18 protein-coding genes and 2 pseudogenes (1 of these 20 only partly in view) are annotated in these 15,515 nt (G+C 48.8%); 1 reads left to right on the forward strand and 19 read right to left on the reverse strand.

Features of this window, described 5'->3' with window-relative positions:
- Positions 1-14: 14 nt before the first annotated feature.
- The 19 genes and pseudogenes from T458_RS50720 to T458_RS58055 all read right to left on the reverse strand — a co-directional run.
- Entirely contained in the window at positions 15-854 is an 840-nt protein-coding gene (locus T458_RS50720) for a hypothetical protein (RefSeq protein ID WP_023558849.1), read from the reverse strand.
- Positions 854-1,753: a type II secretion system F family protein gene (locus tag T458_RS50725; protein ID WP_023558851.1), complete on the reverse strand. Its 900-nt coding sequence runs from the start codon at positions 1,751-1,753 to the stop codon at positions 854-856. Before T458_RS50725 ends, T458_RS50720 begins: the two co-directional genes overlap by 1 nt.
- The gene (locus T458_RS50730) at positions 1,750-3,099 is read right to left on the reverse strand and encodes an ATPase, T2SS/T4P/T4SS family (protein WP_023558853.1); all 1,350 of its coding nucleotides are present in this window, start codon (positions 3,097-3,099) and stop codon (positions 1,750-1,752) included. Before T458_RS50730 ends, T458_RS50725 begins: the two co-directional genes overlap by 4 nt.
- Positions 3,096-4,217, reverse strand: a complete 1,122-nt coding sequence (locus T458_RS50735; protein WP_023558854.1) for a CpaE/TadZ family protein — start codon at positions 4,215-4,217, stop codon at positions 3,096-3,098. Before T458_RS50735 ends, T458_RS50730 begins: the two co-directional genes overlap by 4 nt.
- Entirely contained in the window at positions 4,214-5,005 is a 792-nt protein-coding gene (locus tag T458_RS50740; RefSeq protein WP_023558855.1) for an SAF domain-containing protein, read from the reverse strand. Before T458_RS50740 ends, T458_RS50735 begins: the two co-directional genes overlap by 4 nt.
- A complete protein-coding gene (locus T458_RS50745) occupies positions 5,002-5,877 on the reverse strand; it encodes a CpaE/TadZ family protein (RefSeq protein WP_023558856.1) in 876 nt (291 codons plus the stop codon). The genes T458_RS50740 and T458_RS50745 overlap by 4 nt, the downstream gene beginning before the upstream one ends.
- 1 nt (position 5,878) lies before the next feature.
- The gene (locus T458_RS50750; protein ID WP_023558857.1) at positions 5,879-6,637 is read right to left on the reverse strand and encodes a hypothetical protein; all 759 of its coding nucleotides are present in this window, start codon (positions 6,635-6,637) and stop codon (positions 5,879-5,881) included.
- A gap of 139 nt (positions 6,638-6,776) precedes the next feature.
- Entirely contained in the window at positions 6,777-7,058 is a 282-nt protein-coding gene (locus tag T458_RS50755; protein ID WP_023558858.1) for a hypothetical protein, read from the reverse strand.
- Positions 7,059-7,166: 108 nt separating this feature from the next.
- Complete coding sequence (locus T458_RS50760; protein WP_023558859.1) at positions 7,167-7,784, reverse strand: DUF4046 domain-containing protein; 618 nt, start codon at positions 7,782-7,784, stop codon at positions 7,167-7,169.
- Between the two features lie 95 nt (positions 7,785-7,879).
- A complete protein-coding gene (locus T458_RS50765; protein WP_023558860.1) occupies positions 7,880-8,383 on the reverse strand; it encodes a hypothetical protein in 504 nt (167 codons plus the stop codon).
- Positions 8,380-8,811 (reverse strand): TadE/TadG family type IV pilus assembly protein, encoded by a 432-nt coding sequence (locus T458_RS50770; protein ID WP_023558861.1) that lies wholly within the window; start codon positions 8,809-8,811, stop codon positions 8,380-8,382. The genes T458_RS50765 and T458_RS50770 overlap by 4 nt, the downstream gene beginning before the upstream one ends.
- Positions 8,808-9,293 carry an A24 family peptidase gene (locus T458_RS50775; RefSeq protein ID WP_252989868.1) on the reverse strand — a complete coding sequence of 162 codons (486 nt, stop codon included), beginning with the start codon at positions 9,291-9,293 and terminating at the stop codon, positions 8,808-8,810. The genes T458_RS50770 and T458_RS50775 overlap by 4 nt, the downstream gene beginning before the upstream one ends.
- Positions 9,294-9,301: 8 nt before the next feature.
- Positions 9,302-9,478, reverse strand: a complete 177-nt coding sequence (locus T458_RS50780) for a Flp family type IVb pilin (protein ID WP_023558863.1) — start codon at positions 9,476-9,478, stop codon at positions 9,302-9,304.
- 66 nt (positions 9,479-9,544) lie between these two features.
- Positions 9,545-10,447 carry a type II secretion system F family protein gene (locus T458_RS50785; protein ID WP_023558864.1) on the reverse strand — a complete coding sequence of 301 codons (903 nt, stop codon included), beginning with the start codon at positions 10,445-10,447 and terminating at the stop codon, positions 9,545-9,547.
- Positions 10,448-10,449: 2 nt separating this feature from the next.
- Entirely contained in the window at positions 10,450-11,346 is an 897-nt protein-coding gene (locus T458_RS50790; RefSeq protein ID WP_023558865.1) for a type II secretion system F family protein, read from the reverse strand.
- A gap of 18 nt (positions 11,347-11,364) precedes the next feature.
- On the reverse strand, positions 11,365-12,852 hold the full coding sequence (locus T458_RS50795) for a TadA family conjugal transfer-associated ATPase (RefSeq protein ID WP_023558866.1): 1,488 nt from the start codon (positions 12,850-12,852) through the stop codon (positions 11,365-11,367).
- A 15-nt stretch (positions 12,853-12,867) separates the two neighbouring features.
- Entirely contained in the window at positions 12,868-14,280 is a 1,413-nt protein-coding gene (locus T458_RS50800; RefSeq protein WP_023558867.1) for a CpaE/TadZ family protein, read from the reverse strand.
- Complete coding sequence (locus tag T458_RS50805; RefSeq protein WP_023558868.1) at positions 14,277-15,005, reverse strand: RcpC/CpaB family pilus assembly protein; 729 nt, start codon at positions 15,003-15,005, stop codon at positions 14,277-14,279. The genes T458_RS50800 and T458_RS50805 overlap by 4 nt, the downstream gene beginning before the upstream one ends.
- Before the next feature lie 183 nt (positions 15,006-15,188).
- A pseudogene (locus T458_RS58055) lies at positions 15,189-15,295 on the reverse strand (transposase); the annotation flags it as partial.
- A gap of 6 nt (positions 15,296-15,301) precedes the next feature.
- Here T458_RS58055 and T458_RS58060 point away from each other — a divergent pair.
- A pseudogene (locus T458_RS58060) lies at positions 15,302-15,515 on the forward strand (transposase) (its annotated part continues 223 nt past the right edge of the window); the annotation flags it as partial.

Consider the following 15,515-nt stretch of genomic DNA (forward strand, 5'->3'; position numbering starts at 1 on the left):
GGATCGCCCCCTCCTTATGTCAAATATTTATCCAAAATTTCCGTCAATAGCTTGTACCAAGGAAACATCGCTACCAGCAGACCGATGTAGAAAGCGGGATAGACGATCACACTATATCCGATTCCCAACGATTTAATTTTCTTGCGATGGCGAAACATGCGGCGATGATCAACCGCCCATTCCAGGCGCTGCATCGTCAAGCCGAGCTGCGCATCGCTGAGTTGTTCGATCGTGCGCATGCCAGAGACCAGAATTACCGCATCATCTACACCAAGTTTTTGTTTGAAATTTTCCAATGCCTCTACAGGGTCTTTGTTCCACTCCGAGATCGTTGGGATGTATTCCTTAAGAAGCCTCGTCGGCCTTGCAGCCTTGACCATTGCACTGTAGACCGGAACCTGATTTTCAAGCAGCGTCACATAGCGATTGATAAACCGGGCAATGTCCGTGCTTAATATTTCCTCTCTGCGCCCTGCCCACATTTTCAATCCTAAATACGGCAGCAGAAAACTACCCGCAGCAGCCAAACACATGGACAAGACGGGAAAAGACTCTACTCGGCCAACCCACACCCACATCACTGTCAGTACACAGACAGCACTGCCAGAGATCACTTGAGCAAATACCCACTCCGGTTTTCCCCATCCAAAAGGTCTTCCAGCACGTGACAGTAATTTCTCCCACTGCTCCTCATCGTTGGAATGAACAGCCTTCTCCCATTTGCCCCACCATGCGGAAGAGATGAACAGCTTTGGCTTCTGCGCGTGAACCAGGTACTTTCCAATCGAGAATGCCATGATAAAAATAAAGAGGGAACCGAGCGCCAAACAGATGTACAACGTTACCAGAGGCATTAACGAAACCTCCTTCCCCAGATGAAGGCTAGCAGAATGGAAAGAAGCCAGACCGTCACTGCGATTGCAAGAATCGCCTGACCATCAGGTGTAAAGAAATAGAGACGGTAGGAGTCCTGCAGCAAACTTTGGTTGTACGGAATCAGCAGGACGCAGATAACGATGACGATCAACAAACTAATCCAGATCGAATGAATCTCGCTGTCCCGCTCCTCTTTTTCGTCCTGTTGGATGAACATTTCGTTGGTCAATCGATTTAATGGGGACTGAATTTCCTCGGTCTCGCCTTCCAAGCCGCTGGCGATATACATCGCAAAGTCATATGCCCATGGATGGTGAAGCCGATCCGCAAATGCCTCCACTGCTTTCACAGGGTCTCCACCATCAGCCAAGGCGTTGTTTAATAGCAGTAAGTCCGGCAATAATTCCTTGGGACACTCTTCGATCATTTCCCGAAAGGTCAGGATAATATTTTTGCGACTGTTATAGTAGCGGGCGAAAAGATCGACAAATTGGCAAAAAGAATTGATTTTCTTGTTCATCACTACGGTATAACGGGCATAAAGCAGTAGTGTAGGAAGAAGGAAAAACAGCAAAAACAGCGATAGGGAAACAATGAGATTGCCCAATAAAATCCCTGCTGTAAAACCTGCCACGCCACCGGTCAAAGAATAAAGCAGGCAAGCTTCCGGGGTCCCCCCTACTACCTTGCACCAGCGATCGTATCCTTCATAGAGCACACGTCCGGTCTCGTAATTCAATAGCCTTTCGCGCCAGACAGCCACCGTTCGAGGGAATAGCATTTTGGGAGTAGACCAGCTTCTGTACAGGTACAAGCCCAGAAAGTAGAAACCGCAAAGCAGGCTAAGAAACATCGGCAAGAGTAAGAGGTGCTTCATAGCTGTCTGCCCAGATCAGTCAGACGTAGCTCCCTTAGTACATCCAGATCTGCTTTTCCTACGTAGCACATGTATTCCGTAAGATGGGCATCCAACATTTTCCCTGTCCATTCATACTCGCCAGTCGCCATATGACGAACGACCAAAGGGACGGAATCGACACGATGAAACGTATCATTCCATTGTGTCACGTGGATCGCGTCTATGAATCGATGTCCGTTGTTTCGGTAGGTAAGCGAGTTGACAAAATTCACTGCTCTGCTAATCCTCTCCTGTGTCAGTTCTACGCTGCGCCCGCCATACTGATAGACCAAATCCGTCAAATCTTGCAGCGCCTTGTGAGGAAACCGCTCATGCATTGCCCCGATCGTAGCGTCGGTACCCCTGACGCCGGCATTGATAAAGTGATAGGCTTCAATTGGCTCCCTAATCTCACCAATCAGGATCGTGTTTGCTGTCGAGCGATAGATATCTTTGAAGCAGTGGGCCAGATCAATGCCTATCTCCTCGACATTTTGCAATTCAATCACTTCACCCGGCCACACATCGCCAAAACGCATCTCATGTTCACTCTCAAATATCGTGACGTATTCCGTCAAAGGATCTTTTAGCTTCAGCATGCATAACATCAGCGTGGTTTTCCCAGCAGCCATAGGCCCGATTACCAATACATTGGCTCTTCCGTATACTTGTTGCTCGATCAACATTTGGACCTTTTCATCAAACGTGGGAAACGGTTGTGTTCTCAGATTGTCCAAGGAAAAGGTCGGTGTCGTAAAACGCCGGACTAGAATGGTCGGCACTCTCGAGTAGGGAAAGGTAAACATCGTCAACCTGGCTTTTAATGAATCCAAATACCCGCTCAACCGCGGCTTTTTCTCATTAAAAGATAAGCCAGCTGTATTTGTCAGCTTTTGCTGAAGAGTCTCAACTTCTCTCCACCCCGGCTTGTAGGAAAGGAATTTCTTTACGCCTTGCTCCATATACGCCACATTGCGGTTCGCTGATATGCGCACCTCCTCCACCCAAGGGGACAGATGCAGGACCGCGTCCAGGATCCCCCAGCCATAGGTAGCAAAGGTAAGCCCTTCATATCCATTGACGTGGGGTAAAATCTCCTCCGTCACAGGCCGCTTGATAATTTCCTCAAAATAATGCTGTAAGCGAAGGATGATATGATTATGACTATCTCTGTCCCCTTGTTCCGCCAGCGCGAGAATACGTTGCATTTCCAGCTTTTCTTCTTTGGTGTTGCCAAAATGGTTTAAATAATCTCGCGCGGCCTGCTTGATCTCCTCTACATTCTGCAAAGATACGGGAATCAGGGGTTCAGCCAATATCTTCATCGAGTCAACACCACACTATTCGTTACATGTTCTGTTTTTATGATTTCCTCTAAGCTGTTTTTATAGATCTTGGGAGGAAATATCTCCTCCACCAGTACACTGCTGCTGCGCTGCGATTGCATCAATCGGCTCTCCGAAATACGAGGTACAACGCCGTAAACGTCTACATCTTCCCCGATCCGATAGGGGTGTCCTTTATCCAAATGGCTGAGCAGCACCTCGCAGGTGATCCCCCGGCTCTTCCACGTATGTATCCATTCTTTCGCGCTCTCGATGCTAAATGGATCCGCCCTGACAAACAGAAGGATGCGGCTTGCCAAATGCATCATCCGGTGCAACGTCTCGGACTCTGGAAAACAATAGCCCCAGTCCACATAAACGTAGTCGAACTGTCTTCGCAAAACTTCTATCATGTTGGAGAGTTCCGCACTTTTCCATTTGTTTGCCGCATGAGCGTAATACAGATTTGCCATATGCTCGCTCTGTTTGCAAATCCTTGCCCAGTTGCGCTTGCCAGCCGTTTTTACATCCAAAAAATCAGGGCGAAAGAGGGCTAATTGATGATGCTGTAGCTTGAAAAAGCGGGTTAAATCTGGCTTGGCGCCATTCATATCAAGGACCAGAATCTTTTTGTCCGGGTTGTGCTTTGCCAACAGGACAGGGAAATTGATACAAAAGGTAGTAATCCCAGAAGCGCCGTAACTCATCATGGCCGTGACCTGTCCCTCGCCGTTCATGCTTGGCGTTTCAGAGTCCGCTTCTGCAAAACCGAGAACAAGGCTGATCTGTTCGCGGATTTCCGTTTGGGAAAGATTAGCCGACAACAAATACACACCTTGCAGCGGCATTTCTTCCACGACCTGTTGGATCTTTTTCTCATCCCGATAAAGCGGAATGATGATGAGCGGTGTATGTACAGGCAATTCGGCCCGCACAGCGGGAAGCCACTCCCAGACAGGATCGGTGAACATTTCTGAGAACAGGATAACCGAGTCTGGCTGATAGAGATCGACGAGGCGAGAATACTCTCCTGCAGACTCAGCTACCAATGCCTCTACGTTTTCTGGCAAATACGTTTTTGCCAATGACTTCATCACATAACAGACTAGTATTTTCATGAGGTTGATTCCTCCGAAACCATAATGTGACCCACTTGCAGCATCCCGTATGCCATCGCCTCTGTTATTTTCATGTACTGCTGATCGGTCAAATTAAAGCCCACATAAGCCGGTAAAGCAGTGGGCTGTACACGATAATCCCGATATCTTTTTTCCGCATTCAACATGGGTTGTTCACGTGTACCACCATGGAAGATCGAATCCATTTGGTCAGGTGACGGCAACAGATTGGGCTTCAACGTATAAATTTCAATTCCATTGCTGTCGCGGACACTGACCAGCTGACTTTCAAACAATAAATCTGCCGTGTCATTGCTCTTGTGGAAATGGTGAGGGGGAGGATAGTCTTCCAGCTCATGGATGGACTTGTACTTCACCCAGATTTTCACGTAATCGCCTTTTCGCAGTTCCGTCAGCGGCTGGATATTCATCAGCGGAAATTCATACCTGCCTTCTCCAATCTCTGGCAAAAGCTGCTGTTCCGTCAATTTTGTGCGCAAGAGCTGCTCTCCTGGATACATGGTTTGAACGCTTCTTTTCCCCACTACCTGTTCGATCTCACGGACAGAGTCTGGAAGGATTTCATCCACCGATTCCTGAACCAGCACCACATCATCGCGCGTAATGGGTTCAAATGGGGAGATTTCTTTTCCCTGTGCTACTTTAACGACTGGCGCAAAAAGCTTTTTGGCTGCCAAGGCATCAATGTATTGGGTAGCGGCGTAGAACGAAGCTCCCGCGAGCAAAAATGAGACCACACAAATGAGTACCACCGTTTGTTTTTTCATAGCATCCTTCCTTTACAAGCGTTCACCAGTGGATGAAAACACGTTTCTTCCTCTGGATAGCGTTCCAGCAGAAGGCTGCCTTTCGCTTGAGCCAATGAGATCTTCTCTCCGTCAAATTGTGGCAAAACCGCGTGTATGGTAGCGCAATTGGCTTCTGTATTCCACAAAGAGAGCGTGCCTTCTACTTTTTTCTTCATGCCTGATCGTGAAAGGCGATCATTCCATTTATTCGCGACCCACATCATTTTGTGACCTGCAAGATTCCACCAAGGCGGAGCGGATTCCATGAGAAACAAGCGAGTCAGCCGTGCAAAGTCGGTGTCAAAGATGACCCAAATTTCGTCTGCAAAGTCCAGTATTCGAGTAGCTTCAGCTTCTCGCCAACGAGATGAGAGATCTATCACAACCACTGAACTTTCTTTGTTTGTACGTAATAACCAATCAGCGATGTCTATTTGAGGTGTATGATGGTGAAGATATGGAGGCTTGATCTGGATGCGAAGATAGTTATCTTGCATAAGGAGCACAGCTGCGGATGAGTGTTTCATGCTTGTTTTCGCTCGTCGTTCGAAATCGAGTGAAAAATAGTAATATGAAGCGGAGCCAGGCATCTCACAAAGCGTAACCGGTATGCCCTGGCTTGCGAGCGAGTAGGCGACATTGCCAGCCACAAAACTGGCGCCTGCCTGTTCATAAAGACTTGTCACTGCAATGCACTTACGGTTGATAGTTTGGTGCTGTTCTTCGACCTGCGGTGCGGCCAGTTTGATCTTCAACAGATTCCATTGTCGTTCTTCCTCACGGGTTTGCGTGTATTCTTGCTGTTCCAATTCACGAAACCGGGAGACGAAACGACTCATTTGATCTAACATATCAGCCTACCTGCGTGTCTTTTAATTTGCTTTTGCTTGAGATGTACTTTTTAAACTTCTCCACCATTTCGCGAAGTGTCAACGTCTTGCGGTGGTAATAGTAAATCTTCCTTAGACGTTCCCGCTCCTGCGACGTCAGTTCGGGCTTCAACTGGCTTGCTTTTTCTACCAGCAATGCTAATTCCACGTTGTTGGGTCTTCCTCTCCGCGGTGGTTTAGCGAATAATTGCTGCTGCTTTTTTTGAAAGGCATTGGGGTATTCGACAAGCCACATATCGACCAATGTTTCGATGTCTTCCAAAGAACGTATCCCCAGCTTCATCAGGTACTTAAAATAATTGGGCAAGGCGCGCTCATTTCGATAACCACTCTGCCAGCGAGCGATAAAGCCTGTGGGAAGAGTCAGCAGCTTGGTAACATCACGAATCAGATCTGCACGATTTTGAGACTGATACTCCACAATCGCCTCTTTCACGAGATTAAACAGAATCTCGTGAAAATTCGCATCCCTCGAGTCGCAGCCATACTGGATCATATACCACTCGTCTACTGCCTTATCAAAATCTCTGCGACAATTCGTCAGATTCAATTGATCCAGGTGTTCGTAGAACTTTTCCAAATCAAACTGATGTACAAAGGCTTCCTGGTAATTGCCAAAGACGAAAGCAATAAACGATTCCTTTAAACGATCCAACGACACTAAACAATTTGTCTCTTCATAGCAGAGGTTGACCAAATCGACAGCATTCTTTGCCAACACGGCAAATCACCTCCATTTTTTTACAATTAAAACATTAATAGACATTTTGCAACATCTTTCGGCACTCGTCAAATCATTTCTTTGAGAAATTTGAGAGGGTCGTCTCACACGCATCCGTGCAAGACGACTCCCGAGAGAGTTACTCTACTGTGAAATAGAGTTCCTCTCCTGTTGCGAGCAAAAGGGCTATTCTCCCCGCTCGCTCCATGACGGTCGGAGCACTCTCCATCACCACTGCCCCGTCATTCAGTACTACTCTGCTTCCAAATCTGTTGACCGTGTCGATCTGGAAGGCTACCAGCGGGATTCTTTCCAACGAAAGATACCTGCCTGGCTTGTGCTTCTGGTAGCGAACCCGCCTGCCCAAAAGCTGCTCCACATCTGTAGAGCAAACATCGTGGTGAGCCTCTACTGTTGCCATGCGCAACGCCTCCTTCTCTCACCTGTAGAGTACGGCCGTTTCATCTGCTTATAAGCCAATGAAACTATCCCCAAGGTAAAAAAAGACAGAAGGTGCACGCAAGTTTTTTTAGTAATCTTTCCAAAGGACTGGATCATTGAGGATCGGATACATCTCCGTAACCATGTCAAAAGGGGAAAAATAGAGCGTATCAACAAGAATTTTGAGCCTGTGCTTCTTTAAAATGGAGTAGGCTCTTTCTGTTTTCCCAAATATTTGGGGCAATACATAGATGTCGCGTTCCCCCATGAGTTCATAAAACATGTAATCGAAGCAAATTTTCGCCCGTTCCTCGCCTTTCACACTTTGAAAGTAAAGCGGAGGAAAATGGCGGCGAATGCCTGCGAGAACTTCTTTGTACACCCAGAGAACCCTCTCCTCCTCGGATAGTTTGGGGAGATATGGGTAGGCGAAATCCACCAGGTAGTACACATCGTTCGGCTTCGCTTCGATCGGTGGTTCGATGTATTCCCTTACCAGATGCAGTTTGAGATCCTTTACGTCTTTGAGGCTCAATTCACGACGAGCTTGCTCCGGCGTCCAGTTTTTCACGTTTTCGATGGCATACCGTAGGACCAGCTGGACTTTTTGCTTGCGATACTGCGCATCTTCAAACTCGTACGGGGAAAAACGCTTCTGCTCACCCGAGAGGATGCGTTTGTACCGTTCCACGATTTTAGATGGCACTGTTCCCTCACTCCTATACCCGCTTTTGATAGATGAGACTAAATTATCATGTCAGGTTAGGACAAAAATAATAGGGAAGCAGCCTTCCAAAAAAGTTAGATTTCTGATTGAGATACCCTTTCTAGCAGTAATTGAAACCTATTCCAGAAAATAGGTATATTTTTCTTCATTCCTACACTCACATGGTAGATTCCCTGCCTGTAGAGCTGGGCGCTTTCCCCCCTCTGGTGAACAATACTGGTCCGATCACCCCAATTGTCCCATTTTGGCGTGTTCAGACCCCACAGGAGCTCTGCTTCTTCCCTGGCACCGCGTACGATGTCCGCTTCATAGCGCCTTGCCTCCTGGGCTGTAGCAAAAAGACGCTTTTGTACCGCTCCCTGTTCATCGACGTACTCCCATTTCCCCGCAGCACGGGCTCCTTTTGAGATGGCATCGGCAGTTTGCTGCATATGCATTTCCCAATAATCGACCTGTTCTTGCAGCAGCAGGATCGACAGTAGACCTCCCAAACAGAGGAAGAAAAAGAGCACTGTCACCATCGTAGCCCCGCGCTCATCCGCAAAATGCTTCCTCCAGCTTCTAGCGGGTCTGCTCATCTCTTTTCCTCCGCATTCTCAATCATCATGAAATAGCTTTCCGTAACCTGATATTGAGTTCCGGTAGCCAGGAGTGTAAACGTCAGTGTTGCTTCTGTCTGCACGTGACTTCCCTTGCTCCAGCTCCCCTCCCGCAACAAAAGTCGGATTTTGCTGTCCGTGGAGCCTATTGCCTGGCGGAGCTCCGCCTTTCCGCGTTCTTCAGCATAATAGGCAGCCAAACCGTAATTGGGCTGGACCGCCGCGATTCTTCCCGCCTCATACGCAGCAGCCAGCGCCTTTTGTTTGTTGTACATGATGCTGAATTGATCAAACGCAAAGACAATCAGCAACCATACCAAGGGAAAGACAAGAATGAATTCGATCAGTTGGCTTCCCCGCTCATCGTTCCAAAGGGATCTGATGCCCTCTCTGAAGCCCTTTTTCATAACCGCATCTCCATACTGGACCACATGGAATGAAGCACGTACGCAGCCAATAGCCAAACTGCATAGGAAAAGGATACGGCAGATTTTTGCAAAGCGGGAATCCATAGCTGTCTGTGCGCAGCCCATCCGACGAGCATAAGATTCAGATTGACATGCAATCTCATCCAACTACGCGGGACCAGAACAACACTAGCCAAACACAACAGGATCGACAGGAGAAATACGGAATAAACCTCTGACCAACCGCTCCATGCCCCAACTGCCATCAACAGCTTCTGGTCCCCCATCCCCATTCCTTTGAGCCCCACGGGGACAAGCGTAAGTAAAAACCCGCCTGCAATACCTGTAAAAGCAAGCCATCCTGTCCCACCTGCGAACTGGAAAAGGAGCCCCGCCGCCATCATGGGCATCGTGAGCTGATTGGGAATCTTCCGGTTGCGCCAGTCAAACCAGGCTGCCACGACGAGTAAAGCAAAGACCATCAATTCCCTCATTTGCTGAGCTTGTCCGCGATTTCCTCCAGCCTCGCCTCTTCTGCCTGCCCCAGGGTGACCAGAGCCGGAATCACGACCATCAAGATCACGGCCACGATAACAACCATTTCCACAATCGTGACCCCATCCTCCTCATGCCAAAAACGCTTCAAATACTGTGAAACCATAGACATTGCAATCACTCCTTTTTTCGATGTACCTTCACTCTGCCAAAAGACAGTGATTGCCTGCAAAAATATTTACATCTGCTGGCTGATTCCCATCATTACGGGCCCCATTACCAGAAAAAGCAGGGGAAGTCCCATCAACACAATGACAAACGGAAGCAGACGGATATTGAGCCGATTCATATGTGCGGAGGCTTCATCCTCCTGAAGCCTAAGCTGTTCCTCCACCTGAACAGCCAGCATGTTGGAGATGCTGACTCCTTTTCGGATCGCTTCATTCATTTCCATCGCAATCGTAGACAATGCATCTACCTCCCAGCGATAAGCCATTTCTTCGAGCGCCTTTCTCCAGTTGCCAAACCGTTTTTCCTCCATCTCCAAGCGAGCCATTTCATGCCCTAGAAGCGCGTCAAAGCGTTTGGCTGTCTGTTTTACAGCGGCCTGCAACGGCATCCCGGCTTCAACCAAGGATTGGACGATGCTGAAAAACACCGGGACTTGAGACTGTATCTTCGCCTTGGCCCGTTTGTCCCCGGACTCGAGCAATAGCGTCGGGAACAAATAGAGCAACAGACTGATGAGAAGCGGCATTCCCACAGCCATCCCGAGAGATTGGCCCGTATAGATTGCGACGAGCAGACGAAGAAGGGAAGAGGCGATCAGAACCATTGCCACTCCCCTGAACAATACAATTTCCACCAGGCTTACACGCCAGCGCAAACGCAGCAACATCTGCTCGGTCTTTTTTCGATCTACTCCGGTCCATTCGCATGCACGTTGCATCAATCGCTCGTTTTTTTCCAAGATCCTTACAAGACGCAGCCTGCTTTTTCCTCGTTCGAAGGTCTGGTCTAGCTCCTGATCAATCCTGTCCATCAAGGAATCGGACTGGCTGCTGACTCTGACTCGCTCCAGACAAGCGGGCAAACCAAAACAAAATACCGCTGCTGCTGCCATAATGCAAAGGATCAGCATCGCTATCCCCCTCCATGGACACTTTTTTGGGCAACAAACCGGATCGCTTCTCCCCCGATCAAGATGCTGGACAAGCAGGCCAAAATCAAGAAACGTCCCTCAACCGTAGCGGTCAATGGATCAAAGTGATGGGGGTTGTTCATATACAAAGCGGTTATGAATACAAAAGGCATCAGACTGAGCAAGTTGACTTGGGCGACGATCTGCGCGAGTGCTGCCCTTTGCCTGCGCAGTGATTGCCTGCGGCGCAAGATAGTAGCAGCCGCCAAGTCTAGCGTTTTTGCCATGTCTCCACCCATCTCGCGTTGAATGTGTATAATCGTCGCCAAGTATTTTGCATCCACAGACCCTGTCCGCTCGTAAAAGGCTTGCATGACATTCTCCAATGGCACCTTTGCCCTCAGATGCTCCACGATTCTGCTGTACTCCTCAGCCACAAGTTCATCCATATAGGGGCTTTTTGCTACTTGTTCAAATGCATGCAGGGAAGATGGTGAGGTGCGAAGAGAGCTTGCCATCAGCCTGATTGCCTTTACATTCCCGGCTTCAAATCGATCCTTTCGCTTGGCTCCCCACAGCATAACCAATCGCTCGGTGAACAGGATGCCTGCCAAAAGCATAGGCAATCCCAGCAACCAGGATTGCAAAAGCTGGCTGCTGAGCAGATAGCAAAGCAGCCCCAGAAAAAATGAAACCGTGATGTAGCGTGCAACACTCCAGTCCGATTGAGATCGTCGCAGCCGGTCCTCCAATCTGTGCCAGATCGTTCTACGCTCGCGTTGCAAATAATTGACCATTTCATGCTTGTCCGATCTTCCCCGGATAAAAGCATTTCGTGGAGCCAGCAGGAAAAACAAACCCAGTCCCGTCCCTAGCGATATAGGCAATCCTATGTCCATCCTACTCTCTCCTCCCTTTTACACTTGAATGGGGGTCGAAAAAAACACCTTGTCAATCTCTTCTCGGGACAGTCCTTTTTCCTGCCAGCGCTTGACCAAGCGCTCCGGTCGATAGCCCGTCCATTTAAAGTGGCCTGTCACCTTGCCATTGCGCACACCTGTAGGCTCAAATACGTAAATATCCTGCAGGTAGACACGGTCAGGCTGAACCTGCTTGACATGGCATGCACGCCGAATCCGCTCCTCATGGGATTGCCCTGTCCCCACCACTTCTGTAATAGCGACGACCTTTCTGCTGCCATCCTCCTCAAAGCGTTTTACCTGCACAATCAAATCAAGCGCCGAGCCAATCATCAGGTTGCGTTCCGTTGTACTGTAGGCCTCGTCCGCTTTTCCAAACAAGATCGGCAACGTGGAGTCCACCAGGGAGCGCGGAGAATTGGCATGTGCCGTACTCCAACTGCCGGGGTGGTCGGTATTCATCGCCCATAGCATATCTACGATTTCCCCTCCCCGTGTCTCGCCGACGATGATCACATCAGGTCGTTTTCGCAACGACAAGCGGACGCAGTCTTTGATGGAAAAGCCGCCCTTTCCCTCGTAGTTTGCTGGTTTGGCCAAAAAACGGCGCACGAAAGGATGCTGCAGCTTCATCTCAAGCACGTCCTCAATCGTAATAATGCTCAGATACGGAAGGACGTATTGAGAGATCAGATTGAGCATATGCGTTTTGCCCGACCCTGTACCGCCGCTTACGATGCCCGAAGCACGGGAAAGACCCACGGCCCATTTTAAAAATTGCAGCATCGGTTCACAGATGGAGCCATAGCGAAGATAATCCGTTTCTGACAACAAATCGCGGTGTTTGCGGATTGTCAGCATATGCCCGTCCGGAGAGATCGATTTATGGGTAGCAGCTACGCGTGAGCCATCTGGCAATTGAGCATGCAGTTCTGCTTTGGTCTCGTTAAATTCTCTTCCTACTGTCGCCGCAATTTGTTCCAGAAGGCGCAGCATCTCCTCCTCATCCCGAAACACAGGGATATTGGGGGTTTCTAAACGGCCGGTGCTCTTTCTTTCCACGACCAGATAGTCGTGGCGATGAAACAAAATCTCGGTTACATCTGGATCGTCCAACATCGCATCTAAAGGACCCCAGCCGGTCAGAGAATGGAGCAAGCGTTTTACTTCGATCTCCAACTGTGCTGAAGAGAGCGGAGCATGCGCCTCCAGCAATACTTTGATGTCTCGAGACAGCTCGGTTATGTAGCCAGGATTTTGCTTCTCCTCCCAAAGGCGTTTTCCGTGCTTCTCCACAATATGCGTGCGCACCGTAGCCTCAATCTCGTTGCTTATCCCTTTTTCGTTCAATCCGGAAGTCGTGGAGCTCTGTATTTTTTCGTGCAGTGTCTGTGGTAGCCGAATGGTATCGCGCCCATTTTGCAATAAGTCTTGTACACTGCGCTCCGGTGTTGGCATGGACAGCATTTTTTTTCGATCAAACACGGTGAGAATTCCCCCTTATCCCCAAAGCCAACGGAGCAAAGCTGGCCGTTCTTTGGTTTTATTTTTCGACGGACCGTCCGCATTCTCGCTTTCCTCAGGCAGCAAGGCTTTGCCCAATGTTTCAATGGCGTCTTTGGCAGCGGTTCGCCCCTGCTGCAACATCATCGGGGCACCCGTATTAATGGACTTTTTCACTTCTACATCGTCTGGAATGGGGTAGATTTTTTTGCTGGGATGCAGTTGAAAGTACGCACGTATTTCATCCAAAGTGAACATCTCTTTGCGCTGAAGTCGATTCATGCAGACTTGAATCCGTTCTTCCGGATACTCCGCTTCCCGCAACAATTTTAATAAACGTTGAATATTTTCAATGGAATCAACGACAGGATTGCCCACCATGACCACTTGTTCGGCGAAAAAAAGCGCCTGTATGGTAGCATCTGTCGTATCGGGAGCCGTATCGATGATGATGACGTCATATGCGCTTTGCTTAAGGGCCTCCAGGATCAGGTACAAGTGGTAATTGCGAATTTCAAAGCTGTGCCGGATGTCACGCGGCGAAGTAAGGACCTGCAAGCCGGATTCCACGTGAGTGACCGTAAACTTTTCAATATCTGCTGGAGAGAGACGGACACCTGCTGCGTATTCCTGCCACTCTTCCATTCCGATCTCCAACGGGTCTCTCCCCTGACGCTTGACCCATTCATGCAATTGGGCATCAATTTCTTGTACCCAGGTAAACAGATTCGGAGTTCGGGGAAGGTTTAAGGTAGTAGCAAAAGTGCCAAGATCGAGATTTAAATCTACCGCAAGTACCCGCAACTTTTTCTCCCCTCTTTTTTGCTGGGAAAAATAGATGGCCAGCTCACGCGACAAAAAGGTTTTCCCGACACCACCTTTGGGACCATATACCGTAATCAAGTGTTTTGGCCGTGCTTCCCCTGCAGAATAGACTGATTCTAGTGGAGTTTCTGCCACGAGCTGCTGTTCTGGCGAAAATGAAGGTGCCGGAGTAAAATTCGCTTGTGATGATAGCGGTCGGTGAGCCTCTTTCGGCATCGTGATTCCCACACTCTGGGGAATCATGGCCAACGCTTCTATTTGTCCGGGCTGCACTGGTTTGGTAACGACCCAGATTCCAAGATTGCGGAAAAAAGGTTCCCACATCAAATCTTGCGGTGAGCATACCGCAATGAAAGAGAGATGTGGAAATGCCAGTCGAAATTGCTGGCTGATAACGCCGCGTTCTGACTCCCGAATCTCCCCCAATAAAACCAAATCCGGACGAAGGGTTTGCAACATCTGCCAGGCCTGGTCAAGGCGCGACGCTTGACCGCACACTTCCACCCATTGGCTGTCGACTAGTTGCTGCATAAGCATACTGCTTGATGCTGTGTCCTCATCCACCAAGAGCAGGCGCCTTTTCATTCACTTTCCTCCTTTTGTGACTCCCATCGTTTCTTGGTTTTCATCAAATCATTAGCAAAGGCTGTATCTCCGATTCCCGACTGTTGTCCATCGCCCCCTGCTGCCAGGCCCAAACGGATTTTTCCATAATGGAGAGCATGTGTGAGAAGCACCGCTTCATGACGAGTTAGCGCCAAGGTTACCGCAACCAGATTGGGACGGGTCCCCTCCATCTCCCTCTGGACAGCAAGAATCGGCATATTCTGTAGCAGCAATCCGGAATGGGCTCCTGCCTCATTTTCAAAGGACGCGTAAACGTGTACACGCTCTCCCTTTGCGAGATGTGGGGTGACTCCCGCTATGTTGTTTACGGGTATGCTCATTCCTGTCATAGAGGAATCTAACGTTCTTTCCTGCTGAGGCAGATTGCTTTTTTCCACGTCACGATCAAGCAACGGGCGACCTCCTGCTACTTGACGTGAAAAAGGCAAGCCCAGATACTCGGGCAATCGCTCCCAAGGAATCAGACCTGGGATAGCAAGCCTCGATTCCTGAAAAGGGGAGCCCAGGGTCAAGGTAACTGCCTCTACGTCCTCCAATTCGAGCTGTTGCCCACTTTCCTTTGTTACATGGTCCCGCAACTGGACATACGTAAATGTTTGTGGCTTCAAAAAGTGATAGACCCCAAACCCTAAAGATACGCTTAACAATAAAAGCGCCAATAATCGCAAGGGATGTATGGACAAGGCATCGTTTCCTCCTCTCTAACACATTTCTGTTAGCGTACAGGGAGTGGAAGGGACAAAAAAAGAGAGTGTCCCAAAAGTAAACTTTTGAACACCCTCTGATGCAAAAATAAGATGAGTTTCGGAAGAAACCAAGAAGCTAGGCAGCCTGTCCTGCTTAGCTTCTTGGTTTTTAGCATCTATTGCTGCTTTCTTGAGCAGATTGTGGGTAAGGGAATCCACCCGACCTTCAGACTTACTTTTGGCAAAGCTCGAAGCAGGAACCTTTTAAAGCTTCGCTTGTTCTTCAGATCGCTGCGAATTGGGGCCCAAAATTTGATTTTTTCAGCAACAAACTTACTTGGTTACAAACTCCATTTGGCTGTTGATACAAAAAGCGAGCTTCCGTTCACACTTCAAGTACACTAGCGTATGTCAATGACGGGGAAATAGCGCCTGGCTTGATTGAGATTGTCGCTACCAAAGCAAGTACGCGATTCATTATCATTATGCTGGACGCTGGCTACGCCC

The organism is Brevibacillus panacihumi W25 (assembly GCF_000503775.1).
Taxonomy (GTDB): domain Bacteria; phylum Bacillota; class Bacilli; order Brevibacillales; family Brevibacillaceae; genus Brevibacillus; species Brevibacillus panacihumi_A.